This is a genomic window from Planctomycetaceae bacterium (assembly GCA_039680605.1).
Lineage (GTDB): Bacteria > Planctomycetota > Phycisphaerae > SM23-33 > SM23-33 > JAJFUU01.
The window spans coordinates 27,144-43,848 of the sequence record JBDKTA010000010.1 but is presented as its reverse complement, the minus strand read 5'-3'; the positions used below and the strand labels follow the sequence as shown (position 1 = coordinate 43,848).

General features: G+C 64.7%; 14 protein-coding genes. 5 read left to right on the top strand and 9 right to left on the bottom strand.

Annotated elements, in window-relative coordinates:
• Positions 1-131: 131 nt before the first annotated feature.
• On the top strand, positions 132-638 hold the full coding sequence (locus ABFD92_03720; GenBank protein MEN6503626.1) for a metallophosphoesterase family protein: 507 nt from the start codon (positions 132-134) through the stop codon (positions 636-638).
• A gap of 114 nt (positions 639-752) precedes the next feature.
• Here ABFD92_03720 and pyk read toward each other — a convergent pair whose 3' ends face one another.
• The 3 genes from pyk to mnmA form a co-directional block, all read right to left on the bottom strand.
• Positions 753-2,171 carry a pyruvate kinase gene (pyk, locus tag ABFD92_03715; GenBank protein MEN6503625.1) on the bottom strand — a complete coding sequence of 473 codons (1,419 nt, stop codon included), beginning with the start codon at positions 2,169-2,171 and terminating at the stop codon, positions 753-755.
• Between the two features lie 259 nt (positions 2,172-2,430).
• Positions 2,431-3,510 carry a glycosyltransferase family 9 protein gene (locus tag ABFD92_03710; GenBank protein MEN6503624.1) on the bottom strand — a complete coding sequence of 360 codons (1,080 nt, stop codon included), beginning with the start codon at positions 3,508-3,510 and terminating at the stop codon, positions 2,431-2,433.
• A 165-nt stretch (positions 3,511-3,675) separates the two neighbouring features.
• Complete coding sequence (gene mnmA, locus ABFD92_03705; GenBank protein ID MEN6503623.1) at positions 3,676-4,743, bottom strand: tRNA 2-thiouridine(34) synthase MnmA; 1,068 nt, start codon at positions 4,741-4,743, stop codon at positions 3,676-3,678.
• Positions 4,744-5,003: 260 nt separating this feature from the next.
• Here mnmA and ABFD92_03700 point away from each other — a divergent pair, with 260 nt between their 5' ends.
• Positions 5,004-5,867: a VTT domain-containing protein gene (locus tag ABFD92_03700; protein ID MEN6503622.1), complete on the top strand. Its 864-nt coding sequence runs from the start codon at positions 5,004-5,006 to the stop codon at positions 5,865-5,867.
• A gap of 144 nt (positions 5,868-6,011) precedes the next feature.
• Here the strand turns inward: ABFD92_03700 and ABFD92_03695 are convergent, their stop codons facing one another.
• Together ABFD92_03695 and ABFD92_03690 are read right to left on the bottom strand one after the other, a co-directional pair.
• The gene (locus ABFD92_03695; protein ID MEN6503621.1) at positions 6,012-7,277 is read right to left on the bottom strand and encodes an L-rhamnose isomerase; all 1,266 of its coding nucleotides are present in this window, start codon (positions 7,275-7,277) and stop codon (positions 6,012-6,014) included.
• A gap of 187 nt (positions 7,278-7,464) precedes the next feature.
• Positions 7,465-9,258 carry a 30S ribosomal protein S1 gene (locus ABFD92_03690; protein ID MEN6503620.1) on the bottom strand — a complete coding sequence of 598 codons (1,794 nt, stop codon included), beginning with the start codon at positions 9,256-9,258 and terminating at the stop codon, positions 7,465-7,467.
• A gap of 819 nt (positions 9,259-10,077) precedes the next feature.
• On the opposite strand from ABFD92_03690, the gene ABFD92_03685 reads away from it, so the two are divergent.
• On the top strand, positions 10,078-10,431 hold the full coding sequence (locus ABFD92_03685) for a PilZ domain-containing protein (protein ID MEN6503619.1): 354 nt from the start codon (positions 10,078-10,080) through the stop codon (positions 10,429-10,431).
• Positions 10,432-10,558: 127 nt separating this feature from the next.
• Here the strand turns inward: ABFD92_03685 and ABFD92_03680 are convergent, their stop codons facing one another.
• On the bottom strand, positions 10,559-13,027 hold the full coding sequence (locus ABFD92_03680) for a VWA domain-containing protein (protein ID MEN6503618.1): 2,469 nt from the start codon (positions 13,025-13,027) through the stop codon (positions 10,559-10,561).
• Positions 13,028-13,150: 123 nt separating this feature from the next.
• Between ABFD92_03680 and ABFD92_03675 the strand changes: the two genes are divergently transcribed.
• Together ABFD92_03675 and ABFD92_03670 are read left to right on the top strand one after the other, a co-directional pair.
• Positions 13,151-13,387 carry a hypothetical protein gene (locus tag ABFD92_03675; GenBank protein MEN6503617.1) on the top strand — a complete coding sequence of 79 codons (237 nt, stop codon included), beginning with the start codon at positions 13,151-13,153 and terminating at the stop codon, positions 13,385-13,387.
• Entirely contained in the window at positions 13,384-13,785 is a 402-nt protein-coding gene (locus ABFD92_03670; GenBank protein ID MEN6503616.1) for a PIN domain-containing protein, read from the top strand. Before ABFD92_03675 ends, ABFD92_03670 begins: the two co-directional genes overlap by 4 nt.
• Positions 13,786-13,838: 53 nt before the next feature.
• Here the strand turns inward: ABFD92_03670 and ABFD92_03665 are convergent, their stop codons facing one another.
• The 3 genes from ABFD92_03665 to ABFD92_03655 all read right to left on the bottom strand — a co-directional run bounded on the left by ABFD92_03665 (position 13,839) and on the right by ABFD92_03655 (position 16,673).
• Positions 13,839-15,005 (bottom strand): Gfo/Idh/MocA family oxidoreductase, encoded by a 1,167-nt coding sequence (locus ABFD92_03665; GenBank protein MEN6503615.1) that lies wholly within the window; start codon positions 15,003-15,005, stop codon positions 13,839-13,841.
• 345 nt (positions 15,006-15,350) lie between these two features.
• On the bottom strand, positions 15,351-15,881 hold the full coding sequence (locus tag ABFD92_03660; protein ID MEN6503614.1) for a thioredoxin family protein: 531 nt from the start codon (positions 15,879-15,881) through the stop codon (positions 15,351-15,353).
• 264 nt (positions 15,882-16,145) lie between these two features.
• Positions 16,146-16,673 (bottom strand): thioredoxin family protein, encoded by a 528-nt coding sequence (locus ABFD92_03655; protein ID MEN6503613.1) that lies wholly within the window; start codon positions 16,671-16,673, stop codon positions 16,146-16,148.
• Positions 16,674-16,705: the final 32 nt, after the last annotated feature.

Sequence of the window (16,705 nt, the reverse complement as noted above, 5' to 3'; positions counted from 1 at the left end):
GATCACTGGAAAGTCGGCCTTGGCCGTCTCGCGGGATCGGTGCCCGGTTCGGCCAAGGCCACTTTTATTGCGCCGGCGGCGCCGTCTCTTCTCCTTAGAACTTCGGGCGAGAAGCTCGTACAATCGCCTCAATGAAGATCGGAATCGTTTCAGACAGCCATGGCAAGAGCGCCCGTCTTCGCAGAGCGATGCAGATATTCATCGCCGCCGGGGCCGACGCCGTCGTGCATTGCGGCGATATCTGCTCGGTCGATGATGTCGAACTGCTCTCGATGGGCCCATCGGGGCGGCCTCAACCCTACCTCGTCGCCGGCAACATGGACCGCGATCGCGCCGCCCTGCGCGCCGCGACCGAGCAATGGAACGTGCGATATCACGACGAGGTAATCGAGGTGCCCATCGGCGAGGGGGAATACCTAGCCGCGCTTCATGGCGACAACGGAACCCTGATGGCCGAACTGATGGCCGACAGCCAGTTCCCCTATATCTGCCATGGTCATACGCACCAGACGCGCGACGAGCGGGTGGGGATGACGCGGGTGATCAACCCGGGTGCGATTTTTCGCGCCCGCCCGCTGACCGTGGCCATTCTCGACACCGAAACCGATGAGCTGACATATCTCGAAGTGGAAGAATGAGGTCCTCCCCGGGTGGCATGGCAACGCGCACAGCGCGTCGCCATGCGCGAGCATCGCACGGGTATTAGTCGCGTGACGCCGATTACCGATTACCGATTACTGATTACTGACTTGCTACACCGTATGCACCACCAGCGTGTTGGTCAGTCCGGCGATGCCGAAAGGCTGGCCGGAGATCACCACCAGCTTGTCGCCTTTGGCGGCGATCCCCAGACGCAGGGCGAACTGGGTCGCCGTCGCCAGCACCTGGTCGGTGCTTTCGAGCATCGCCGTCTGCAGGCCCACCACGCCGTAGTACAGGCACATCCGCCGCACGCTGGCGGGGCTGGGCGAGAGGCCCAGGATCGGGCATGACGGACGGTGCTTGGAGAACACCTGCGCGGTCTTGCCGGTCATCGTGAAGACGGCAATGGCCGCGATCGGCTCGCGCGCGGTGATGTCGCGGATCGAATCGGCCAGTGCCGCGGTGGTAGCCGACGTGTGGCGCGGGGGAATCTTCAAGTCGCGCAGCGTGCGGTCGTGGTACGTCTGCATCGAGCTGACGATAGAGTTCATCATCGTCACGGCTTCGACGGGGTATCTGCCCACGGCCGTCTCGCCCGAGAGCATCACCGCGTCGGCGTGGTCGAGCACGGCGTTGGCCACGTCGGAAACTTCCGCTCGCGTGGGGGTGGCGCTTTCGGTCATCGACTCGAGCATCTGCGTGGCGATGATGCACGGTTTGGCCTGGATCATGCAGTGGCGGGCGATGGTCTTCTGCGCCACGGGAACGGCAGGCAGGTCCATCTCGACGCCCAGGTCGCCCCGGGCGACCATGACCGCGTCGGCCGCAGCGACGATCTCCTGGATGGCGTCCATCGCCTGGGGCTTTTCGATCTTGGCGATGATGGGCAGGGGCTTGCCCGCAGCCGCCAGGAGCTTTCGCAGGTCCTCGATGTCCTGGGGCTTTCGCACGAAGGACTGGGCGACGTAATCGAAATCGTGCGCGGCGATCCAGGCCGCATCGGCGTGATCCTTCTCCGTCAGCGATGAAACCGTCAGTGCCGTCTGGGGCAGGTTGACGCCCTTGCCGCGGGCGAGCACGCCGCCGCGCTGGACGGTGCAGACGATCCGGTCGCCGCTGCCGGCCTCGGTCACATGCAGGCGAAGCTTCCCGTCGTCCAGGAGGATGGTCTGGCCAACCTTGGTCTGGTCGACCAGCTCGGCCAGCGTCGTCGAGATGCGCTGGGCGTCGCCCACGATGGGCTGGCGCTGGATGATCAGGCTTTGCCCCTCGCCCAGCAGCACGCTGCCGCCGGTGATCTCGCCGACGCGAATCTTGGGACCGCACAGATCGCCCAGCACGGCCAGCGGGCGGCCGAGCTCGCGTTCGATCTTGCGGATCGCCTCAAGCGATTCGAGCCGCTGGTCGTTGGCTCCGTGCGAGAAGTTGATGCGGAAGACGTCGACGCCCGCCTCGGCCAGCCGCTTCAGGACAGCAGGGGACGAACTGGCCGGACCGATGGTTGCGATGATCTTTGTGCGTATGAACATGGCGACATTCTATGGAATGTTGGAAGGATGGAATAGTGGAATGATGAAGAACGGAAGGGGCGGCGGCGATTTGTCTCGTTAGCGGCGGGGCTTGCTCCGCGCGTTTTCGGAAGCAGTTTCACCGCAGAGGTCGCAAAGGACGCAGAGAAGAAGGAGAGATGGGAATTAAGGAAGACGAAGCGAGCGTGCCGTGTCCCAGGTGCCGTGGCGGGAGGGCGAAGCCCGACAGCCACGAGCCCTGCGGCGCCAGGTGGTCGCGCTATTGCACTGCCGATAGCACATCCGGAATTGAGATGTCCTTGATGCTTTCCGATGCCAGCACTCTCACGCTGCGGCCGCGAGGGGCGAAATGCTCAGGCCTTGTCGGCCCGAAGATCGCGACGGTATGCGTGCCCAATGCGGCCGCCAGGTGCGCCGGTCCGCTGTCGTTGGCGATTACGGTTTCGGCGCCGGCCAGTACGCCAGCCAGCGTTGACAGCGGCAGGTCATTCAGCACCGCATGATCGGCGGACAAACGTTGCATCTGCTCCTGCGGCCATCGCTCCCGTTCGACGGGCCCAAGGACAAAGACGGCCGGCATGCCGTAGCGGCGGGCGAGGGCGGCGAATCGCTCCAGCGGCCAACACTTGGCCGGCGATCCCGCGCCGGGAAGAATGGCCAGGTACTCGCGCTCGACGTCGACTCCGGCCTTGAGCAGGCACTCGCGCGCCTGGCGGGCAAACGCCGGCGGCAGCGGCCACGGTTCGTATCGTGTCGCGGGCCCTCCGCTCCCGGGTGCCATGGCGGCCGTCGTCCAGCCGCCATGTCCCTGACGCTCACCTGCCGGCATGGCGGCCAAGAAACGGCCGCCATGGCACCCGAGCTCGCGCAGTAACCGCTGCCACATGTCCAGCAGGTGTTCGTCGCCATCGGCCGGCGGGCGAATAGGCAGAAACGCCGCATCGCTCGCGCCGGTGAGTGTTGTCAGTCGCTGCTCTGCGTGAGCGTCGCCGCCGGCGAAGCAGCTTATAAGTTGTTCGTGCTTACCCAGCAGGCGCGGCAGCATGCATTGTTCGGCGGGGCGGTCCGAAAAGGCTTCGTGCATGGGCAGGGCGTCGAAGTCAATCGCCTGCTGCACCACTCCCAAAGCTTTCAGCAGCCGCCCCTTCTCGCCGCCGGTTACGAGTGTGACGGAGTTGTGTGGCATGGGCGTCTCGCCCATGCTCCGGCTGTGTGGCATGGGCGTCCCGCCCATGCATCTTTGGAGCTGTGCCAGGAGCTGCCCGAACAGGATCACATCCCCCAGCGCACCGCTGTGGATGGCCAGCACCTTTGTGTCCTTGTCAAAGTCGGTCGTCATAAACACAATCGTCATTCACCCGTTGTGCGTGTCCCTGGCCCATGAAGTTCCAGGGATGCATGGGCGAGACGCCCATGCCACACGGGGATGCATGGGCGAGACGCCCATGCCACACGGGGATGCATGGGCGAGACGCCCATGCCACATAGAGCAGAATCAGCCGGCTCAATCGATCCACCCTCCGCCCAGCAGGATGTCGCCTTCGTAAACAACGGCGGCCTGGCCGGGGGTAATGGCCGAGACGCTCTGGTCAAACTCGACCTCGAACGTCTCCGGGCCTGTCAGCCTCACGCGGGCCGGCGCGCCGCGGTGGTTGTAGCGGATCTGTACGACGGCGGTGAACTCGGCCGGAACTTCGCGATGCCAGTTCGCTCCTGAGGCCGTCAGACGCGTTCCCAGCAAAGCCTCGCGCGGACCCAGCGTCACCGTCGCGGTGGCTGGGTCTATCGCGGTGACATACCGCGGCGCCAAGGCGGCCACCCGCAGACCGCGGCGCTGGCCGATGGTGAACTGCCCGTAGCCGTCATGCTGCCCGAGGACCTTGCCGGTGGCGTCGACGATATCGCCCGGGCGCATCGCTTCGGGCAGGCGCTTGCGCAGCAGGGCGGCAAAATCGTCATCGGGCACAAAACACACTTCCTGGCTGTCGGGCTTGTCGTGGATCGAGAGGCCCAAGTCGCGCGCCATGGCGCGCACGGACGCCTTGTCGGCCAGTTCGCCGATGGGCAGCAGCATTCGCGGCAACGCCGACCGCGCCACGGCGAACAGCGCGTAGGACTGATCCTTGCCGCCGGCTCGCCCGCGCGCGATGGCGGCCCGCTGGCCTTCATGAACGACCCGTGCGTGGTGCCCCGTGGCCACAAACGCCACGCCGAGCTGGTCCGCCCGCTCGAGCAGGCGGCCGAACTTGATCTGCGAATTGCAGTGGATGCACGGGTTGGGCGTGCGGCCGCGGGCGTACTGGCCCAGAAAGTCGTCGATGATCGGGGCGAATACGTCCTCGAAGTTCAGCACGAACAGGTCGATGCCCAGCGCGTCGGCGACGCGGCGGGCGTCGGCGGCGTCGGTCGGCGAGCAGCAGCCGCGCACGGCCTCGCCGCCGCGTCCGGCCGAGCCCAGGCACATGAACACGCCGGTGACGGCGTAGCCCTGATCGAGCAGCAGCTTGGCGGCCACGGACGAATCCACCCCGCCGCTCATGGCCAGCAGCACGTTGTTTCGCAAGTCATTCATCACTTGCCATTCTAACGTTTCGCCAGGGGGATTATTAGCCGCAGAGGTCGCTGAGGTCGCTGAGGCAGAAGGAGAGAAGATGGATGAGTGGATGGATGGGTGGATGAATGGATGGATGGATGAACGGATGGGTGGGTGGCATGGCGACACACGAAGCGGGTCGCCATGACTTTGATGGCGCGCCAGCGGCTACTGGCTACGGGCTACTTATTCCGATAATGTAATGACGTTAATTGGAGTTGACTGCCATTACTGAATCGATGCCTGCCAAAGAGCGTGTCTGCCCGCGGTGCAAGCAACCGTCGACCGCGGATCTGGAGTTCTGCAATCGCTGCGGCGCGAAGATCGGCGCTCACCGCCACGTGCCGTGGTGGCACGTGCATCGGCGGCTTTACGATTGGACGCTGGCATGGGCGTACAAGCCTTCGGCCGCGGTGGCGCTGTTCGTGATGGCCTTCGCCGAGAGCAGCTTCTTTCCAATTCCGCCCGACGTGTTGCTGATGCCGCTGGTGCTGGGCAACACGCGGCGGTGGCTGCGATACGCGACGATCTGCACGGCCGGCAGCCTGGCCGGCGCTATCGCGGGCTTTGGCATTGGAATGTTTCTGTGGGTCCAGGTCGGCGGTTTCTTCGAGCGCCACGTGCCGGGTTTCGAACGCGACAAGATCACGCTGGTTGACGGTCAAGCGGTTCAGGCCCATCTGGATCGTTCTGCGCTGGCCGTCAAAGGCGTCACGGGCGTCGAGGCCGTCTATCCGCTGACATACGACGGCGGCAAAGGCCCACTGGCAAGAGAACAGGTCAAGGACGTGTCGGTCAACCCCTTCTCACGCGTGGGCAAGCTTTACGAACAGTACGATTTCTGGATCGTGTTCATCGCGGCCTTCACGCCCATACCGTTCAAGGTCATCACGATCACGGCCGGCGTGTTCGAGATCAGCTTCGTGTTGTTTATCATCGCCTCATTCATCGGCCGCGCCGGCAGGTTCTACCTGGTAGCCGGAATGATGCGGCTGTTCGGCCCGCGCATCACGCCGTTTATCGACAAGTACTTCAACTGGCTGGCCCTGCTGTTCACGGCCCTGCTGATCGGCGGCTTCGTGGCGATCAAGCACCTGTCGTAGGCTTTTTATTAGCCGCTGAGGTCGCTGAGGACGCTGAGGTGGGATAGAGATAAAATAAACTTCCGGCCAGGCATTGTGCCCGACCGGAAGTTTTCTTTCTTTACAATCTCTTACCTCAGCGTCCTCAGCGACCTCAGCGGCTAATTACTTCCGCTTTGCCAGAACGGTTCGTTCGTACTTCTTGACCTTGGTTATCCAGCCGGGCCATGTGGGGACGTTGCGGCTGGCGCACCAGTAATCCCAGATCGATCCCAGCGGCAGGGTCTTGCATTCTTCCAGCAGGGCCAGGCGGGTGGTGAAGTCGCCGGCGTTCTCGGCCTTGCGCAGGTCGGCGATGGGCTCGAGCAGGGCGGCCAGCAGGGCCTTGAACATGCTGCGAGCGCCGATGGCCCAGGCGGCTACGCGGTTGATGCTGGCGTCGAAGTAGTCCAGGCCGATGTGTACGCGGTCGAGCCAGTTGCCTCGGACCAGTTCCTGTGCGGTGGCGGTCAGCTCGTCCGAGACGATCACCACGTGGTCGCTGTCCCAGCGCACGCCGCGGCTGACGTGCAGCAGCACGCCGGGCACGAACTGCAGGACCGACGAGAGCTTGTCGGCGATAGTCTCGGTGGGGTGGAAGTGCCCGCTGTCCAGGCACAGCAGCTTGCCCCGGGCCGCGGCGTAGCCCATGTAGAACTCGTGCGAGCCCACGACGTACGACTCGCTGCCGATGCCGAACAGCTTGCTCTCGACGGCGTCGAGATTGTGTGGGGACAGGTCCTCTGCGAACACCGCATCGAGCGACTCCCGCAGCCGCCGCCGCGGGGCCAACCGGTCGACGGGGATGTCCTTGTATCCGTCCGGGATCCACACGTTCGTCACGCACGGGCGCCCCAGCGCCTTGCCCGCGGCAGCGCCGATCTGGCGGCAGGCGATGCCGTGCTCGATCCAGAACTGGCGGATGCCCTTGTCCGGATGGGCCAGCGTGAACCCGTCAGCCGCCTTGGGGTGCGAGAAGAATGAGGGGTTGAAGTCCATGCCGATCTTGCGGCGCTTGGCCCAGTCGATCCAGCCCTTGAAGTGCTCGGGGGCCAGGGCGTTGCGGTCGACCTTCTTGCCGCCGGTCTCGGCGTAGAGGGCGTGCAGGTTCAGCCGGCACGGGCCCGGGATCAGGCTCATCGCCTGCTCGAGGTCGCTGCGAAGCTGCTCGGGCGTGCGGGCCTTGCCCGGATAGTTGCCCGTAGCCGCCAGCCCGCCATCGAGCGCCGCCCCGGTATTCTCAAACCCGCCGACATCGTCGCCCTGCCAGCAGTGCAGGCTGACAGGAATCGTCGCCAGCGTATCCAGGGCCGCTTCGACATCCACGCCCATCGCCGCGTACCGATCCTTAGCCACCGCAAACGCCCGTTCGATCAGCTTGTCCTTTGCCATGTCGTCCTCAAGTTTGGAGTTCTGCAATGCGCGTGATAGTAGGTCATCCGACGCATGATATTCAAGCCCTTACCCCTCTGCGCCCTCTGTGCCTCTGTGGCAGGTTTTTCTCCAAAAAGCAGCGGGAGCAGGAATGGCTTCCTGCTCCCGCTGAGTTATCGAGCCCGGTTTGCGTTGGGGCTGGGGGTTACTCTTGTTCTTCGGCTTCCTTGTCGCGGTGGGTCTTGAGGATGTTGTCGCCGATTTCGCCCAGGAGGCCGCCTTCGCCGGCCAGGCCGCCGCGGCGGCGGACCGGTTCGCCGGTCTGCTCGATCGGCGTGCCTTCCTCGCCCTGGCCGCCCCACTGGGCGCGCTTGAGGCTCAGGCGGATCTTGCGATCCTCGCCGTCGACGCTGAGGATCTTGACCTCGACCTCGTCGCCGATCTTGACGATGTCCTTGGGGCTATCGACCTTCTGATCCGACAGCTCGGAAATATGCAGCAGGCCTTCCAGGTCGTCCTCGAGCTCGACGAACGCGCCGAAGTTGGTCAGCTTGGTGATGGTGCCCTTGACGACCTGTCCGGGCAGGTAGTGCTCGGGGATCGTCCGCAGCCACGGATCCTCGGTGAGCTGCTTGATGCCCAGCGAGACGCGCATCTTCTCTTCGTCCACGGCCAGCACCACGCACTGCACCTCGTCGCCCTTCTTGAGCATCTCGGAGGGGTGCGAGATCTTCTTGGTCCAGCTCATGTCGGAAATATGCAGCATGCCGTCGATGCCGGGCTCGATCTCGATGAACGCGCCGAACGTCGTGAGGCTGCGCACCGTTCCGGTGATGACGGTTCCCGGGGGGTACTTCTCTTTGACGACCGTCCAGGGGTTGCCTTCGGCCTGACGCATGCCCAGCGACAACTCCTGCTTGCCCTTTTCGATGTTCAGGACGACGACTTCGACTTCGTCGCCGACCTTGACCAGCTCGCTGGGATGATTGACGCGGCGCGTCCAGCTCATCTCGGAGATATGCACCAGGCCCTCGAGCCCTTCCTCGAGCTTGACGAAGGCGCCGTAGGGCATGATCGTGACGACTGCGCCGCGGGCCTTGGTGCCCACCGGGAAGCGCCCTTCGACGCTGTCCCACGGGCTGGCGGTCTTCTGCTTGAGGCCCAGGGCGATCTTTTCCTTCTCGCGGTCCACCGACAGCACCACGACCTCGACTTCCTGGTCGAGCTTGAGCATGTCGCTGGGATGCGAGATGCGCCCCCAGCTCATGTCGGTGATGTGCAGCAGGCCGTCCAGGCCGCCCAGGTCGACGAACGCGCCGAAGTCGGCGATGTTCTTGACGATGCCCTTGCGGGTCTGGCCTTCGATGATCTCGCCCAGCAGGCGGGTCTTGGCTTCGCCGCGGCGGTCTTCGATCAGCTTGCGGCGCGACACGACGATGTTGCGGCGGTCCTTGTCGATCTTGAGGATCTGGGCCTCGATCTCCTTGCCGACGTACTCGCCGATGTCGCTGGGGCGGCGGATGTCGACCTGGCTGGCCGGCAGGAACGCCGGAACGCCCACGTCGACGAGCAGTCCGCCCTTGATCTTGCGGGTGACCTTGCCCTTGACGACGTCGCCTTCGGCCTTGTTGTGCAGGATGTATTCCCAGCCGCGGATGCGGTCGGCCTTGCGCTTGGAGAGCACCACCAGGCCGCTGTCGGACTCGACCTCTTCCAGCAGCACCTCGACGGGCATGCCGATTTCGACTTTTTCGTCTTCGTTGAACTCGCTGAGCTCGACGATGCCTTCGCTCTTGAGGCCGACCTCGACGATCACGTCGTTGCCGATGATGTTGACGACGCGTCCGGTCATGACGCCGCCGGGCTCGTGCGTGCCGCGGCTCTGGATCAGGGCGCCGAACGTTTCTTCGGTGATCTCCTGGCCCAGGGCGTCGGTGACGGCTTGATTGACTTCGTCGTCGCTGATGTTGAGGGAGTTGATGAGATTGCGGTCTACCATATGATTTCCTTCGGTTGACAGCCCAAAAAGTTCACGGCGTTCGTCCCGGCTCACGGTGAGCGAGCCCGCCAGAGGGCGGACCGGGCGCCGCGCCCGCAGACATCCCCGCGGGCGGGCGGCTGGACCATCCAGCCTTCGCGCAGGACACAGCCGAGGCTCATCCATGCGCGAATGGTCAAGTCTACCGACTTGCCCGCCTGTAGCAAGTCAAAAATCGCCGCCTGGCTCTGACCAACGAGCTCTGCAATGCTAACCGTCAGTTTCTTCTCTTGCCGCGAAGATTTTCTTCAGCCGGCATTCTGGGGCTCCGCCCCAGACCCCGGAGTTTATCGCATCGGGCTTCCGGCAGAGGCTGCGAAGGCCCACCTCTGCCGGAAGCCATAAAGCGATAAACTCCGGGGGCGTGGGGGCGGAGCCCCCACCACGCTGCTGTGCCGGAATTCCATTGGTTGCGGCCGAGCGAAGGGAGGCCGCGCCAAGTTCTCCGCGAACAGGGGCCATTGCACTTTCGTTGCACATTGTTGTACTTTTCACAGCGATCTTCGCGCACAGGCCAAGATGACCATTGTCTATTCTTGTCTGTTTTCGGGTGATTCAAAAAGTTGGCGTTAGTAGAAATGCCTATGCCACAACGACTTATACAAACCATGTCATTGTCTGCCCCCTATGGCCGGACAATCCCCTCCGGCGCTCAGCGGAAAGAGAATCTGGATTGCGGATACACGCGGCTCAAGATTGTTCCCATCCAATTTGCCCAGACCGCACCCATAACCTAAGTTGCAGTGGCCGGGTTAACCGAACCCCGGATCGGAGGGCGCGATGAGTCAGACTGCTACTGCTGTGGCCGAGCGTCGTGGATCGACGCGAACGCCGGCCGCTTGGCCGGTCGCTTTTGCCGTGCCAGGCGCTGATGGCGCGATTGGCGGGCATATTCTCGACACGTCCGAGAACGGCGTGTATGCCCTGGTGGGCGAAGACACCAAGCTCAAGACCGGCGACATCGTCGAGGCGCAGATCGTGGTTCCCGCCGCCGCGGGGCGCACCGCCGCCGGGCAACCGCTCCGCCGCCGGGTGACCTATCGCTGCCGAGTGGTCCGCGCCCAGATGATCGGCCGCTTCCTGGGCATCGGTCTGCAGTACATCTGCAAGATCTCCGAAGGCCCGGCGGAGTAAGGCACGTTCCGGGTGCCATGGCGGCCGTTGTTCAGCCGCCATGTCCTGATCGTGCGTGCGAGCATGGCGGCTGAAGAAAGGCCGCCATGGCCCCCCAGCTCACAGACTGGAAAGTCTGTGCCACCAGCTACCGCCGCACGGCGACCCAGTCGGTCAGCATCATCGCCAGGGCCAGCCCCAGCAGCCATGGCCACAGGGGGGTCAGGCTCCCCATGGCGACCGCCCGCGCGTGGGGTGCGACGAACTGGGCGTCGACGATCTGCCCGCCGGTCAGTTCGGCCAGGCGCTTGAGAGTGGCGCTATCGGCGCCGACGGCTGCCAGTTCGGGCGGGTACTGCCAGGCCAAGGCTTTCTGCCATCGCAGGGTTCCGGATTCATCGCGCACCTGCAGGCTGGCCTGCGTCATCGCCGGCAGCGTGGCTTCGTAACGCCCCGGCGCCGTCTGCAGCAGCTCCGCGCGGGCCTCGGCGGAGCTGGAAAGCGATTGCACCACGCCCGTCAATGTCAGCAGGTTCATCGGGCCGTTCTGGTCGCGAGCATCGATGGTCAGACGCAGGCGACTGTCCGCCAGGGCGACGTTGCCGCTGAAGCGGCTGTCGCTCTCGGGGCGCATCACCCACCGCAGCGCCGCCGGTAGCAGAGCGCTGTCTTTGGCCCAGGCCCACCAGGGACCGCGCAGGTCCTCCGGCGGCACGGCGATGCTGACGCTGCGGCCCTGGCCAGTGCCGCGACGGGCGACGATCGGGTCGCTGCCCACGCGAGCCAGCACTTCGGCGCCCCCGGCGGCGGCGGATAACACATATGCATCGAGCGGCATCGACGCGCCGGGCACTCCCAAGGCGCCGCCGGAAAATTCGGCGCTGAACTGCCCTCGACGAACGGCGTCGCCCCGCGCATCGGACACAAAGCGCCCGAAGATTTCCGCCAGGCCCTGCAGATCGCCGCGGCGAACGAGCGGGGCCTTGAGCGCCGCCGCCAGGTCCTCGACAGGGTATCGCTGATCCACCGCCCCGGCGGCGGCGATGGCGACGATCGCCAGATCGAGCGTGTTGCGGCCGAACGTCTCCGCCAGGGCCTTCACGTCAAAGGGCTGCGTGTCCAGATCGCTGACAAGCATGACCAGGGCGGTGCGATCGCCTGCGGGGGCGTCGGCGGCCATCGCCAGTGCGGGGGCGACTTTCGTCGCTCCGTCGGGGCGCACCTGGTTCAGCGCCTGGCGCACGGCGGCAAAATCAATCGCGGCGGCGCCGCTGGAATAGATGCGCCGCGGGACGTCGGAGAAGGCGATGATCTCCAGAGCGTCGGCGGCGGTCAGATAGCGGTCGAGGCTGACGACGGCCTGGGCAGCCTGGTCGAACTTGATCTGCCGCCCGCCGTCGGGCGCTGCCGTCACCATGTTCATCGAGCCGGATGCGTCGAGCACGATCCGCAGGTCAAGGGGCTTGCGCTGAAACGCGTTGGCGACCAGCGGCAGGGCGGTGTTGAGGGGATCGGCCAGGTCGCCCGGACCGCGCCGCGGACCGCTGCCGATCAGCACCAGCCCGCCGCCGCCGCGAACGTACCCCGCCACGGCGGCGCGCTGGACGTCGGTCAACGACAGTCCGCTGTCGTCGGCGATGACCATGGCGGAGTAATTGAGCAGTTCTTCTGCCCGCGCAGGCAGCGCCGCGGCGCGGATGGCCGCAACATCAGCGCCCTTGATGGGACCTATCAGTTGAACGAGGGGCTTGGGGTCGGCGGCCACCACCGCCAGAGTCTGCTGTCGCGGCAGGACGAGCGCCGAGGCCTGGTCGTTCTCGCTGATCGCGTCGGGCGGGGTCAGTTGCGCCGCGTACTGTACGGCCTCGCCCCTGGTCTGGTCGCCCACGCGGATGGTCGTGCGATCATCCATCAGCAGGTCCAACTGGCGGTCGAGCAGGATGCTCTCGCTGCCGCCGGCGCGGCGCAGCACCCGCAGCCGTCGGCGCTGCGGGGCGTTCGAGGCTATCGAAATGTTGAGATCTACCGCGCCGGCGGCGTCGGTTTGGGCCGTCGCGCTCAGCACCCGCGCGTCCGGCGGGGGAGAGTCCATCGGGACGATCAGGATATTCGCGCCCGCGGCCGCCAGGGCGCTGGCCGCACCAGGCCACGGGTCGGTCGCGTCGAATCGCCCGTCGGTGCGAATCACCACGCCGCCGGCCTGTCCTTGCCGTACCTGGGCCGCGGCTACCGCCAGTGCCGCCGAGGCGCGAGTGCTCATGGTGTCCTGCTCGCCGGGGGGCTGGGCGCCGGCATAGACGCCGGCGGCGAAGGTGTAGTCGCTGCGTGCCAGGGCGTGATCCCACGCTATCGGCGATTCGCCCTGGCCGCGCACGGACGCCGAGGCGTCCGTCATCACCAGCCACGCCCCTGCCGCCTGCGACCGCACCGGCGCCCGCGGTCCGGCCAGCGCGATTGCTACTGCCGCCACCGCCAGCGTCTGGATCGCCGTGCTAAGCCACCGCACGCGGCCCCCGCGCCACCAGATCCGCGCCGCGGCCCCTGATGGAATCAGCACAGCCGCCAGCGCCACCAGCGCCCACGGCGAATCGAAATGGATCATCGCAACAGCGAGCATGTGCTTGAGGATACCCTATTTGCTCCGACGGCGAAACGAGGGTGCGACAATATTGGCCGCATTGGTTATTGCCGATAGTTATGCATATGCTATTATGTATGTGTGAGCGAAGGAGCAAGGTCAATGAGGCGAACGACAATCATGTTGCCTGACAAGCTCAGGCATAATGCGTCACGGCGTGCCAAAGCCAGGAGCATGTCTCTTGGCGCGTTCATCCGCTCCTGCATGCAAGCCCAGATAGATGCAGAGGGTGGGGACGAGCAGGACCCTCTCTTTGCCGATACCGCAACGTACAAGGATTCCGGTCCGGCAAATATTTCGGAGCGGCTGGACGATTACCTTTATGGGGATGAGGAATGATCTTCGTCGATGCCTCGGGATTCGTAGCGCTCTACAATCAGAAGGACCAGAACCACGCGGACGCGGCTAAGTTCTGGGCGCATGTGGCGCGAGGCTCCGACAGGGTATTCACCAGCAGTTTTGTGCTCGATGAGATGTTGACGTTCCTGGCGCGCCGGGCAGGTTACGAGTACGCCGCCGCCAAAGGTCAAAGCCTTTATGCATCCGCGCGGCTGATGATTCTGCGCCCAGCGGAAAAAGACGAATTGGAGGCGCTGGAGCTGTTCAGGAAGTTTGCCGACCAGAAGATCAGCTTCACCGATTGCATCTCATTCGTATTGATGCGGCACAACCGGATCAAGCAAGCCTTTACCTTCGATCATCACTTCCGTACGGCCGGGTTTACCTGCGTGCCCTGACAGGGGCCATGGCGGCCGTTTCCCGGCGGCCATATCCCCGCGTTCCATGAGTTCTATCGCGTCTTAGCGAACCACTGCTCCAGGTCCGCCGGCAGGGGCGGGACGTCCTGGGGTTGGCTGCCGTTGCGGAGCGAGTGCGTGGCCATGCATCCGGCGGCGATGCTGTAGCGGGCGGCGACCGGGCTGGTGGCGATGGTGCCGCCGCTGCGCACCCAGCGGACGAACTCGGCCACGATGCGCTCGTCGGCCCCGCCGTGTCCGCCCATCTCCCCATCGACGTGGAAGACCTCGTCGCCCTTGGGCCGATAGCCGTCGGCCCGGCGGTTCCAGAGATGGATGTCGCAGGCGCCGCAGTCGTTGTAGTTCTCGATGCGCCCCAGCGTGCCGATGATCGTGTAGTCGCGCCACGCATCGGGCGTGAAGTGGCACTGCTGGTAGCTGGCCAGCACGCCGTTGTCGAGCTCCATCAGCATCATCGAGACGTCTTCGACGTCGATGATCGGCGAAAGCTGCGTCTGCGACAGCGGCGGCCAGAACGCCTGGTCCCATTTCATGTGCCCGTAGCCGCCCTCGTGGCGGTCGGTGATCTGCCCGTAAACCGCCAGCTTGCCCATCGCCGTCACGCGGCGCGTGTAGCCGCCGCAGAGCCAGTGCAGCACGTCGATGTCGTGCGCGCCCTTCTGCAGCAGCAGGCCGGTGCTGTTGCGACGGTCGCTGTGCCAGTCCTTGTAGTACGCGTCGCCGCCGTAGGAGACGAAGTGGCGGCACCAGGCGGCCTTGACCTGCCCGATCGCGCCGGCGTCGATGAGCTGCCTCATTTTGATGATGGCCGGGAAGTGCCGCATATTGTGCCCGACGTAGAGCTTGCCCTTGCGATCGCGCGCGGCGTTCAAAATGCGGTCGGCCCCGGCGATGGTGATCGCCAGCGGCTTTTCGCAGTAGACGGCTTTGCCCGCCTCGAGGGCTGCGGTGGCGTGCTCTTCGTGAAAATTATCCGGCGTGGTGACGAAGACGGCATGCACGTCGGACCGCTTGAGCAGATCGCGATAGTCGGTGCAGAAGAAGCAGTCGGGCCCGTACCACTTCTTGACGTGCTCTTGCATCTCTGGGCGGATGTCGCAGGCGGCCACCACGCAGCTGCCCTGGTCAGGCTTGTGCGCATGCCCCGCCAAGCCGCCTCGCCCGCCGGCCCCGATCACGCCGATTCGCAATTCATCCACGCCGGTAGCTCCTTAAAGTGACGATCATAACGCAGGAGGCTCTTCTAATTGAAGGGGCGGCTTCACGACACAGAGGCGCAGAGAAAACCCAGAAGAGAAGAAGTCTTGCACGGAGGCTTCATCCTCGGCTTGCCAGTTGGGCTATATTAAAGTTCAACTTTATAACTGCCCGAGGCCCAATTTGGCAAAACGCGCCACGCCGGGCGAGCGGGTGCCGTGGCGGGAGGGCGAAGCCCGACAGCCACGACTTCACCACTGTGCAGTTCGGGGATCGTGGCTCTCCGGGCCTTCGGCCCTGCGCGCCACGGCACCCTTTTGGGCGGTCACCGGATCCGAGAGTCGGGCCTACTCGATGGGGCAGCCTTGGCCTTCGATGCACTTCTTGTTGTTGGCGTCCCAGTTGGCCGGGAGCTTGCCGGCAGTGGTGATGGGGGCGGCGGCGGGTTTGGCGGCGGTGGGACGGGCGAGGACTTCGTCCAGGGCGGTGCGGAACTCGTCGGCGCCGTGATTAAGCTCCCATCGCTTGACTTCCTGGCCGTTGACGAACAGCATCGTCGTGGGCACCCAGTTGAGTTTGTAGCGGTCTTTAATCGCTTTGGAGGCGGGGCTGAAATTGCTCTCAAGGATCTTGTATTTGACGAAATCGACCTTGCCCATGTATTCCGGGGCCATGTCGTTGATCACGGCTTCCTGGATCACGCAGGTGGGGCAACTGTCCTTGTAGAAGTCCATCAGGACCGGTTTGTCGGACTTCAGGGCGTTCTCGAACTGCTGCTGGTCCGCCAGGGGCGTGATGTTCGCGTAGTCCTCGCCGCAACCCGACAGAAGGATCGCAGCGCACGAAAGCGTTAGCAGGCACAGTGAACGCAGGGTCATGTCAAACTCCTTTTGCGGCGCATAAGGCCACGGCGTGTTTGTTAGTCGGCAATCATACCATCCGGCCCTGAGCGAAAAAAATGATTCTGCAGCCCTGCCCGCGGCAAAAGTGGTCGCGGATTCAAGAATCGCTTAAGAATGGAGCGCTGGGTGCCATGGCGGCCGTCTTGAGCCGCCATGTCCCCGACGCTGCTGTGCAAGCATGGCCGCAGAGAAGCGGCCGCCATGGCACCCGGGGCCCGCCCTGCGGGCCCTGCCGTCGGATCATGTTTTCATCGGCTGCGGCGCCTGTGGAGCAGCGGGCTTGGGGACCCCCAGGCCGCCGGCCGTTGTTTCGTCGAGCACGCTTCGGTAGTCGTCAAGATTATAGTCGCCTACCCAGCGGTGATACTCCTGCCCTTTGACAAAAAGAATGACCGTCGGGGTCCACCAGACGTCGTAGCGGTCCTTGATGTCGGCGGCGGGAACACCGAAGTACCACTCATAGACCTTGAACTTGGCGAAGACGACCCGCCCCTGGTATTCCTGGGCCAACTGGTCCAACCCCGGCTCCAGCGCCAGACAGGTGGGGCAGCCGGCTTTGTAGAACTCCACCAGCACGGGCCTGTCGGAGTTGAGCACCTGCGCGTCGAAGGCGGAAGGCTCGATCTCCATGAGGCTTCCGCCGCCGCATCCGCCGCTGAACAGGGCCTGGATCGTGCAGGCCAGCAGCGACAGGCCCGGGAAGTACGAGGTCCATCGCCGCCGCACGGGACAGGCGCCTCTGGAAGAACACGTCTGGGGACTTGTCATGTGTCGTTCCTTTCCATTGCGTCAGAGCGACG